Genomic DNA, 12,622 nt, shown 5'->3' on the forward strand with positions numbered 1-12,622 from the left:
AAGTCGAAAATATTTAAGAACAAATTTTATTCACCATCGACTAAATATTAAGAAAGTTGTGAGGGACTTTGAAAAAACCAATACTCTACGTCGGACTAGCGCTGGCATCACTATTTAGCTTTAGCTATATCTTCTTTGCAGAAGATACAGCGAAGACAAATAGCTACAGTGAGATTGCGAAAGAGATTGGTATTGAATATGAACTAGTTAAACCAAAAGTTAAAGCAAGGCTAAACTCAAATGTAGCTACGTTCAGTAAAAGAAGTCCATCTTCAGTTGCACAAGAAAGTGTAGACGAAGCAGTTGAACCGAGTAAAAAAAGAGCAGATTTTCAAATTTCAAAACTTGCTGTTAATAAAAAGAAAAATAATTCAACACAAGTATTCTTAAACGATTCAGATTACTCTAGGCCATATTATTCGAATAATTCATTTGAAAGGATGCCTGCAAAAGCAATTGAAAAAATAGAGAAGCAAGAAGAAAGTAAACAAATTGTTTACTCCATCCCAACTCCTCCAAATGATATTGAAGAAAATGAAGAAGAAATAGATACTAAGCAACAAAACACTGGTTCAAGCAATACAGTCATTGTTACTCCGGCCATTGAAGGGCGAATCCCTCCTCTATCAGGACTAATAACACAAACAAATAAAAGTATATTCATTAATAATGCCTATGCAGCAACAACTTGTGACAATCCAAAGGTAGAACTTTTTGATCTTGTGACAATGACAGTCCTTGAAGATAACCCGATTACATTTGAAGGAATCAACACTTCAACTTATTTTAATTTTGATGCAAAAAAGTTGGCCCTCGATCTGACAGCTCCTGCTCGTTACAAAGTTAAAGTATCTGGTTGTAGCGATGAGCTAGAAAAAGTTGTAACTAGTTACTTTACTCCACAAGATATTACTCCGGTTTCAACATTATTAGCAAAAATCACGAATACAGATTTTGAGTATACTCCAACGAAAGAGCTTGCAGATTATCTCGATCGCACAGAAGCTTTAATTGAAGCAAGTATCGATAATCAAACAATAGACTATGACTTAATTTACAGTGAGCTTGAGAATAATACAGAGGCAAGCAACATCTTCACAGAATTAACGAATGGTGAAACTGCTGCAATTTTAAAAGATGCTGCACCGAAGTTAAAAACTCTTGAAACACCTACTTCATTAAAAGAAGGAATTTCAAGTGACTTTAAAACAAGTGCAGTTCACTGGGATTCATCATATCCTGTTGCCTATCAATGGATACTTGATGGAGCGACTGTTTCAAATGCCAGTACATGGAGCTACACTCCACCAGCTGATACTGCAGCAAGTGCTGAGATAATTGTTAGAATTGGAAAGAAGAATGATGGTGACGACAATGTAAACACAGCAATTCCTCATCATCAATTTATCTATACTCTCGATGTAGAACAAATTAACGATGCTCCTACTCTTGTAGCATCCCAAAGTGTAAATGTAACAGAAGATACAATTCACAACTTCTTTCTGACAACTGGTGATGATGTGGACTCGCCAAGTCTATCTTATATTACAACTTCACTACCAACAAACGGAACGCTTACTTGTGTAGGAACAACTAATGAATGTACGTATACACCAAACGCAGATTTTGTAGGTGTTGATACCTTTACATATAAAGTTAATGATGGAGAGCTAGACTCAACTGAAGCGACTGTGACTTTAAATGTATCAAATGTTAATGATAGGCCAGTTATTGGTGCAGATCAAAGTCTGACTTTAGCTGAAGATAACACACTTGCAATCACTCTTAACCAGGCTACGGATGTTGATAATTCACAAGCATCCCTTACATATAAAATTGTAAGTTCTCCGAATAATGGAACTCTTTCAAATTGTATTACAACAGGTACATATGGAAATGATTTAACTTGTGATTATACTCCAAATACAAATTTTTATGGAAATGATAGCTTTAGTTATATTGCAAATGACGGGTCTCTAGATTCTGCAGGTGTAGCAACTGTATCACTAACCATTACTCCAGTTAACGATGCTCCTACACTTGCAGCTACTCAAGCAGAAACGACAAATGAGGATACAGTCATTAACTTCAATCTAGCGGCCGGAAGTGATATTGAAGCAACACCTCTCAATTATACTATTATTTCATCAACGACTAGTGGCGTACTTAATTGTACACAGGGAACATCAACAGCTTGTAGCTATAATCCAAATTTAAACTTTTTTGGAACTGATACATTTACGTATAAAGTTGATGACGGAGAGCTTGATTCAACAACGGCCACTGTGACAATTACTGTTAACACAGTGAATGATGCTCCAGTAATGGGAGCAAATCAATCAGAGACGACTAATGAAGATACTGCAATTAATTTCACGTTAAATACTGCAACAGACGTGGATCTTCCTGCCCAAACAATCTCATACAAACTTGTGTCAGCTCCTACTAACGGTACTCTATCAAATTGTATAACGACTGCGACTTATATCAATGATAGAGACTGTACATATACTCCAAATGCTAATTACAACGGATCAGACTCATTTACATATATTGCAAATGATACTGTCACAGATGCAGTCACTTTTGCGACGGTAACACTAACAATTAACGCTATTAATGATGCTCCGACACTTGCTCTAACTCAAACAGTTAGTACAAATGAAGATACAGCACTTAACTTTACTCTAAATGCTGGAGCAGATATTGAAGGAGACACACTTTCATATATAATCGTTTCAGCCCCTGCAAAAGGTACCTTAACTTGTACTGGTGGTACATCTAGAGATTGTTCATATACACCAGACCTAAATGATAACGGATCAACTACTTTCACATATAAAGTAAATGATGGACAACTTGATTCATCAGTAGCAACAGTTACCGTGAACATTACTTCAGAAAATGATGCTCCTGTAATGGCCGGAAACCAATCTGAAACGATTGCAGAGGATAATACTCTTAGCTTCACTCTTTCAGGTGCTACGGATGTTGATATCCCTGCACAAACAATTCAATATAAACTAATTACAGCTCCAGCAAATGGTACTCTTTCAAACTGTATTAATACATCAACGTACTCTACTGATATTATTTGTGACTATACGCCAGGAGCAAATTTCAACGGAAGTGACTCTTTTACATATAGAGCAAATGACACACTAACAGATTCTGCAACGGATTCAACAGTATCAATTACAATCACTCCTGTAAACGATGCTCCAACTCTTGCGGCCACTCAAAGTGTATCAACAAATGAAGATACAGTACTTAACTTTAACCTAACTGCAGGTTCAGATATTGAGGCGGATACACTTTCATACATAATCGTTTCAACTCCAGCAAATGGGAGCCTTAGCTGTACAGGTGGTACATCTACGGCCTGTACATTCACACCTGATTTAAACTTTAATGGTTCAACGACATTTACCTATAAAGTAAATGATGGTGCACTTGATTCGACTCTTGCAACAGTTACAATTAACGTTTCAGCAGTGAATGATGTACCTGTTATGGCAGCAGATCAAGCACATTCAACAAATGAAGATACTGCTGTAAACTTCACACTTAATGGTGCGACAGATGTTGACCTTCCAGCTCAGACATTAAGTTATAAGATCATTACTTCTCCTACAAACGGTACTATTTCAAATTGTATTACAACTGGCAGCTATGGAACTGATATCTCGTGTACTTACACACCGAATGCAAACTTCTATGGAAGTGATTCATTTACTTATACTGCAACTGATAGTGTTGGGGTTGCTGTAACAAATGCGACAGTTTCATTAACAATCAATAGTGTAAACGATGCTCCTACTCTTGCTGGAGACTGGTCTTTTTCAACAAATGAAGATACGGCCCATAGCTTTAATCTAACAGCGGCCACTGATATTGAAAATGATGCGCTTTCATATCTTATTGTATCAAATCCAACAAACGGAACTCTTTCATGTACAGGTGGAACGTCAACAGCATGTACATATACACCAAGTCTTAATTTTGAAGGAAGTGACTCATTTACTTATAAAGCAAATGACGGAGCACTTGACTCAAATACTGTTACAGTAAATATCACAGTTAATGCAATCAATGATGCGCCAGTAATGATTGCAGATCAAAGTGAAGTAACTAATGAAGATACTCCATTTAGTATAACTTTAAATGGAGCTACTGATGTTGACCTACCAGCGCAGACTATTAGTTATAAAATAATAAACTCTCCAACAAATGGTACAATTACAGACTGTATCACAACAGGCTCTTACGGAACTGATATCATATGTACTTATACACCAAATGCAAATTTCAATGGTTCCGATTCATTTACATATCTAGCAAATGATGGACTACTAGATTCAGCAACAAGCTCAACTGTTAACCTTACAATTAACGCTGTAAATGATGTGCCAACTCTTGCAGCAACTCAAACTGTTTCAACAAATGAAGACACAATACTAAACTTCAACTTAAATGCTGGCTCAGATATTGACGGTGACACACTTTCATATATCAAGCTTACAGACCCAGCGACAGGAACATTAAGTTGCACAGGAGGGACTTCACGTGCCTGTACTTATACGCCTGCAACAAACTTTAATGGTACAACTACTTTTACATATAGAGTAAATGACGGCTCAGCTAATTCAACAGTTGCAACAGTTACGATTATTGTAAACTCTATTAATGATGCACCTGTTATGGCAGCTGATCAGTCATTTACGACAAATGATAATACAGCACTGGCAATTACATTAAGCAATGCTACAGACGTCGATGGTGATGCTCTTACTTATAAAATTGTTACGCCACCATCTAATGGAACACTTTCAAATTGTATCACAACAGGTAGTTATGGAACTGATCTTACATGTACATATACTAGTAATGTTAATTTCCATGGTAGCGAAACATTCACATTCATTGCAAATGATGGAACTATTGATGCGGCTTCTGTTGAAACTGTAACGATTAACGTAACAGATAAAACACCTTCAGCTGCACCGACTATTGCACTTACATCTGCGACTTATACGAACTCAACTGCAAATACTATGACAGTAAGTAGCTGTAGCGATATTTCTTCTGTGATCATTAACGAAGGAAGCCAGCCGGCCGCTGGTGATGCATGGGTAGCATGTTCAACAGTTGCAAATGCTACAACATATACTCTTGCAAGTGCAACTCAAGGACTTCATACACTTAGAGCTTGGTCAAAAGATCCACACGGAAATATTTCCACATCATCAACTAATATAAGTGTTTACTACGATACAATTAACCCAAGTCTTTCTCTAACAACTCCTTCGATTCAAAAAGGCGGAAATAATATCAATCTTGCATGGAGCGCTACTGATGCCAGTACATCGACGGCACAAAACTTCCAAGTAGATTTCTACAACGGTAGTAGTTGGTCTTCAATTGGCACAACTGCGGCCATTAATGGACCAATTAGTTCACAATCTTTTACAAGAGCGTGGAGTGTTCCATTTATTAATACATCAAACGCTAAGTTTAGAGTTTCATTTACAGACCTAGCTGGAAACTCTGCAACAGTTGAGTCAGCTGCATTTGTGATTGACTCTATTGCACCAGCACTAAGTTATACATCACCAGCAAATAACTCTTACCACTTATCAAGTACGACGATTAACGGAAATTGTGAAAGTGGATTAAATATTAATATCTCTGGTGATATTCAAGCTGCATTTTCGATTGCTTGTTCTGGGGGGACTTTCTCACAAACAGTAAACTTCTCAGACAACGATGGAGCAAAGAATATAACAATCAATCAAGTCGATGCAGCAGGTAACTCGACTTCTGTTACAAGAACTTTCATACGTGATGAGGTCGCTCCAATTCTTACTAAAACTGCTGGTATCTCACCAGACTTTACAAATGCAAACACACCAAACGCATGGTCAGGTACTTGTGAAGGAACATATACGATTTATGTTACAGGTGATGAAACAACTTCATTTAATTGTTCTTCTGGGACATGGAGCTGGACACCTTCACCAAAAACAACAGATGGAACATTTGTTTATAACTTAGTTCAAACTGATGCTGCAGGAAATACATCTTCTCCGGCCCTATCTCTTTCTTGGCAACGTGACGCTACAGCTCCGGCATTTAATGCGACAGCACCAATCCAAATCGAGATCGGAGAAAACCAATCAGAAACAGTTCTGAGAGACAGCATAACAGTATCTGGTATTTGTGAAGGAACAAATGTTATCTCTATCTCTGGAACAGAGTCAGCAAGTATTACTTGTTCAGCGTCATCTTGGACATGGACATCGGCAAATTACACTACAGATGCCACGAGAGCATTCACATTCACACAATCTGACTCAGCAGGAAATACATCAGCACTAACATATACTTGGACAAGAGACTCTAATTTCCCTGCTCTAGCGATCGATGTTAACGCGATAAAAAATAATGGTTCTACTGCCACATTCACAGGAACGTGTGAAAATGGATTAACGATCAATATTACTGGAGCACAAACGACGACAACAACTTGTTCTTCAGGTGTATGGTCATGGACAACAGCATCAACTGCATCAGATGTTAACAATACATATAATTTTGCTCAAACGAACGCTGCCTCTAATACGACTACAGTTTCAGGTAACTGGTATCGTGAAACAGGCCTTCCTGTTATAAATACGATATCTGCAGGAGTTGCGGATCCATCACCAACTAACTTTATTCCATATTCGTTAACAGCTAGTTCTCAAAATGCGAATGTTTACCTAACTCATATTTGTCTTCAATCAAATACAACGACTCAACCTGCAAGTGACGATGCTTGTTGGATTGCAGTGAACTCGACTTCGATTGGAATAACTCCAGCACAAAATATCACTGTAACAGACTACTCTTATCTTCTTGGTTGGGAGCCTGCTTTATACGATGTTTATGCTTGGGTAAAAGATGAAGCTGGAAATATTTCATCAAACACACAAGTGCTAAGTACTGACTACGATCAAATTGTATATAGTAAAGATGCTCCTCCACTAATTTGGGACGTAGCTGCTGCTAATAATGATTTATCATCAATTCCTCCAACAAGAGCAGAATCCTCTGTTCCAACAGGTACTGACCTTTATATTCGTTGGAAGGTAGACGATGCTGTTGGTCTTTCGACTACGGCAATTAATCTTTTCTATACACAAGATGAACAAACATTTACGGCAATTGCTGGAGCACAAGGAATTTCACCACATACTAATCACGGTTGTCCTAGCATCACTTTAGCTGCAAATGAAGGTTGTTTTAAGTGGACAGGTGGTTCACCTCTGGCAACTGCATACAAGATCAGAGTTAAGGTAACAAATATCTCAGGTATTAGTACACAGCTTACTTCAACTCCATTAAATGCTGATCGTATTAAGATTATTGCAGGAAATACTGAAGCAGGTCTAGGTGGGGATGCGAGATCGGCCCTATTCTTTAACAAGCGCGTTGGTGACTCTTCTGATATCCACACTCTTGTCTTTACTGATGATGGTAATATTTATTTTGCAGATTATAAAAGAGGTATTATCACTGTTGACCCTGCAGATGGTAAGCAGAAACTCTTCATTGCAAAAACTGGAACGTCAACTGGAGATGGTGGACCGGCCGAGAGTGCAACTCTACGCTACCCTATGAAAATCACTCTTGATTATCAAGGGAGACTATTAATCCTTGATTATAACAGAATTAGAAGAGTTGACTTAAATCTTGAAAACCCAACAATTGAAACGATTATTGGTGGTGGCTCTAGCACTGCAGACACTGTAGCAAACCCACTAGATCTTCAAATGCGAGGATTATCAAGCTCTGATTACCGTACGAATGCTGTGTTATTCACACCACTACCAAATGGTGATATCTGGTTTAATGCTGAAAGATCAGAAAGTATTGAAACAGACGGCAACTTCAAAGTGCGTATCTACAGAGCAGCAACAGGGCAAGTTGAATCATTCTATCTTGGTGGTACAGGAAATGGTTGGCAGGCATCTCAAGACCTATCTAAGTGTCGAGTTGGATATACTGGTATCAAATTTAATCAAGCGACATCTCAGATTCAAGGAATCACTGGAACGGCCTATCACCATAAGAATTTTCCAGGCTGTGATATGTATGGATCAACTTCTGACTATACTTATGCAAGAATTTATTTTGATCCAACAACTGGTCAATCTATTACACCACTAGATAATAGCTACCGTTGGTATCACTACTATAACTATACAGGTATGGATGGTAACTCATATGTAACAGTAGCAAGAAGTTACATGAATCGAAATAATTTTGATGGAACATATACAAGAATCCTAGGTTCTGGAACGCTTGGAGAATGTGCAGATGGAACACTGGCCACTGCATGTAATATGGATATCTATTCGGTTTTCGTTGATAAGAATGGAAAAATTTATTTCAGTGACCGCGGTAAAATTAGAACCCTAGATAACGAAGGGAAAGTTGTTACAATCTTTGGCCAAGGTCAGTCTTACGGAGATAATGTAAATGCCGTTAATGCTCGCTTTAGTAATATTAGCCGTGTCACAAGATTAAATAACGGAAAGATTGTTGTAAATGACACTTCATCTTACTATCTAAAAGAATTTACTATCGAAGGGAATATTCACAGTATCGCAGGTAATGGTACAGTGGCCACAGCTTCAACTGCTGCAGCTGCAACAACACAGCCAGTAAGAAACCCATATTGGACCGTAGTTGATCGTGCAACGGGAAATATCTATATGGACCGTGTAGAATGGCACTATGGACGTTTTTCAATGCTTAACCGCTCGACAGGTATGTGGGAAGATGTCTTTAGCAATACAAGTGGTACAGCTTATTATGACCCGACTTCTGATGGAAAAATTGGCAGTGACATTGATGTTGCCGGTGATCAAAACAGGGCCCTACCTCTTGGTTTTGCCAATGGTAAGCTATTCTTAAATAGAATGAGATATAACTCAACAGACCTAAGATACGAAGACTTTATGCTTAAGGCATATGATTCGGCCGATAGCTACAGACAAGAACACGTCTGGGGTGTTCTTGGATACAATAGTACAGAAGAAGGTTGTACAGAACTAAGAACTGCACCAACTTCTGGTAGCACTTGTGAATATGAGTACTGGGATAATTACAGAAATATCTACTACGATAGTGTTGATGCGAAGTATGTAACAGCGAAGATGTATCGTGGTGCTCAGCGCAGAATTATTGCCTTTAAAGACGGAAACGTTGAGCAAATTGCCTATACAGCTAGAAATATTGATGACGGTTTCGTTTACACTAGAAGAGGCGGAACGCAATATCTCTACTACTGCTATGCTAGCAGACTATATGCTCACAATATCGATACTGACACTGATCTTGGTGCCCTGAGTTGGACAATGCCTCAACTTTCATGTCGTGGTGTGGAGTTTGATTACAATCCAACTAACGACTCAATCATCTTCCCATTTGAGCAAAACGGACTCTATGGAGTTGCAGAATACTTCCTCTAAACAAGTTTAGATTACCTAACATTTGTTCTTGTAAAATACTGATTTTACTCATGTACAAAAGACATACATAGTTATAAATAATGCTCAACAATGAATATTTTCATCTTATTTAAGCTAAGATGTGAGCATTATGAAGAAGATAAAAACTACGCTTTCCCTATTCGTTTTTTTCATCAATTTACTAGTACTAGGTAGTGAACTAGACATTAGTATGCTTCCAGACAAGAGTGTTCTTCCAGGTGAAGTTGCCATACAAGTTCTTCCGATAAAATCAGTATCAAATGCCACGTATAAAATTACAATTGAAAGTAATCAGCAGTGGCGTGCCGAAGGCCCAGAAGAAGCAAACCTAATTGCTGGCGATCTAACTTATTTAACTTTTTATACATACACTCCAAGCTTTGTTGATGCAGGAACAATTCATGAATTGAAAATTGTTTTTACCAATACACAGACACAAGAAAAAATTGAAAACAATATTAGCTTTGTTGTTGCCAAGAAACATAATCTCGATTTTTTTGATGCTGATCAAAATATTGAAACAAATAAGAAAAATCACTCTCTTAACTTAAAGGTTAAAAATACTGGTAACTCAAGTGAAGTTTATAACTTCTCAATAAGAAACTTAACACCTGAAGTAAGTGTGAGTGTAAACAGCTCCCCTATTACCATTGCTGCAAATGAAGTAAAGCTTCTTCCTGTAAGAGTTAACTTTAAAAATAGTACTTCAACTTATGCGGCCTTTGAAGTGAGCGCAAAAGTTGGAACAATTACAAAATTTCAAAAAAAATTCCAGGTAAAATTTGTTAGCTCAACAAATAACCAGGATAGACAAGGTAATTACCTTGATACAACACTAACTATTACTAATGACTACATGAGTGTGGAAGGTAAAGACTCAAATCTAAGTTCAGTAGTCTTAAATTCTAACGGGGCCCTATCTGACTATGTTTCTTTATCAAGCTACGTACAAGCAAATATGGTCAATGGACAAGCACAAGATGCACGTGGCACATTCCACTTTGATGGTGATAACTGGCGATTTAGTGCTGGAAATAATGTCGATCTAGACGTTGATACAAATGTTGGTAACGAGGCCCGTGATGGTGTTGCCTATTCAAGAGATATATTGCCTAACCTAAAAGTTGGAACGCTAGTAGGTGTTGACGAAAATGATGAATTTAATACAGCGGCCATGGTTCAATATGACCCAAAACCAGGACAACGAACTTTTGTTATCATCAACCAGAATACAGACTCTGGAGAAACATCTGGCTCAATTGGCTATCGTGGAAATTTTAATCCTAATGATAAATTATCATTTGCACCATCCCTAACTGTTTCCGATGACCCTCAACGTGGAGTAATACAAGATTACCGTACAGCTATTCGTTACATGGTAAGAAAGAACCTCCCTATTGCAATAACTTCTGGTTATAGAAGAGATCGTTTTCAAGAAGTTATCTATAATAATACTTCTCTATCTTACGATTTTGATGGTGTTCTTCTCGAACTTAGCAGAAATGACGAACTAAACAAAGACACTTTCGAAACAAATGAGCAGAGTAGATCACATCGCAGCTCTAATAATGTTCGTGTAAGCTTTCCAATGGGAGGAGGCTTGTCGGCCAGTGTTAACTACCAAGATCAAACTAGCTCAAGTGAAAGTGAACAAAGAAAGTTCATCACATTCGCCTACCAGAACAAGCAATTATATGCCGCAATGAGAGCTGGTGTTGCAAGCAAGAATTATACAGATGCAAATATTCAAGACTATACTAACGAGCCTTTTATATCTGTTGATTTAAGCTACAAAGCACCAAAGTTCACAATAAGATCGCATTTTGAGTATGAATCATATGGGGATGACTCATATCGTACACGTACTAGTGTAGGCGTAAACTATAATATCAACAATAACCACTTTAATGGTGATGCCTACGTTAGAGTTGGCCATGATGAAGGCCAAAGAAACGATTACGTAACACAAACACAAACTGATCTTGATTATATCGAAGCAGGTATTCGAACAGGAGCAGACAGTAATTATTCATTCGAAATTTATACAAGAGCAGAAGATAATCATCAATATGATGATATCGATTATCAAATAGGTATTCGTTTTCAATACCGTTTTGGAGCAAAGACGCCAAGAGGTGTCGAAGATGCTTTTGGTGGAAAACGCACAGGTAGTATTGCTGGCCGAATCTGTATTGATCGAAACCTAAATGGCCTATGTGAAGACTTTGAGCCGGGTGTTGAAGGCCTTAATATTTATAGCGTAACTGGAAGCACAACAACCGACAAAAATGGCAAATATATCATTAATGAGCTTAAACCAGATATTGACCACATCTCTCTTATTGAGCGACAAGTTACTGCGAAGTCTTTGGAGTCAGCGCAATACTATAAGGGGACAAAGGTCATAAAGAATCAAACTGTACATGTTGACTTTGCACTAAAGGAAATATCATCAATCAATGTCTTCTCTTATAATGATATTAACAAGAATGGACGTTTTGAAAAAGACTTCGATACTCTAATTGGAGATATCACATACCAATTAATAGATAAGAATGGAGAGATTATTCAAATAAGCGCCCGTTCTTTAAATGGAATTAATTACTCACGTCTTAAAAACGGAAATTACAAGTTAATTGCGACAGCAAACTCTCCTATTTACCAAGAGATTCAGAAAGAAGTTACATTAGAGCTACCTAAAGACAATATGCAGACAATATCATTTGGGTTCGAAATCATTAATGCAGACACTCTGCCGACACAGGAGCTTATTGTTTCAGAGTTTGACAGCAGTATAATTAGTTCGCCTAAATTTAGCGCCTTATTAATATTAGACTCATCTGAAACTGAATACACAATTCTTTCAGATATTTCCGTAGAACTTGATGGCTATCAAGTTGATATAGAAATCGAAGAAGTATATTCTGGCATGTGGGATATTAATATCGACTTGAAAAATCTTATTTCATTGCTAAGTCAAAAAAACGAGATCACTATTGATATTGAGTTAGAAAATGAAAATGGTGAAAAACTACAAATCAGAAGAACTAGAAACCTCTTCTACAATAATTAAGGCCAATAAG

General features: G+C 37.5%; 2 protein-coding genes. Both read left to right on the top strand.

Annotated elements, in window-relative coordinates:
* Nucleotides 1–68: 68 nt before the first annotated feature.
* Entirely contained in the window at nt 69–9,518 is a 9,450-nt protein-coding gene (locus ACMAYX_RS02305) for a tandem-95 repeat protein (protein WP_412471476.1), read from the top strand.
* Between the two features lie 130 nt (nt 9,519–9,648).
* Nucleotides 9,649–12,612, top strand: coding sequence for a hypothetical protein (locus ACMAYX_RS02310; protein WP_412471477.1), 2,964 nt, complete (start codon nt 9,649–9,651; stop codon nt 12,610–12,612).
* Nucleotides 12,613–12,622: the final 10 nt, after the last annotated feature.

Source organism: Halobacteriovorax sp. RT-2-3 (assembly GCF_047085075.1).
GTDB lineage: Bacteria > Bdellovibrionota > Bacteriovoracia > Bacteriovoracales > Bacteriovoracaceae > Halobacteriovorax_A.

Bases quoted from the DNA above. Each gene is read 5' to 3' on its own strand.
- ACMAYX_RS02310 (WP_412471477.1), top strand. From the start codon at position 9,649: ATGAAGAAGATAAAAACTACGCTTTCCCTATTCGTTTTTTTCATCAAT.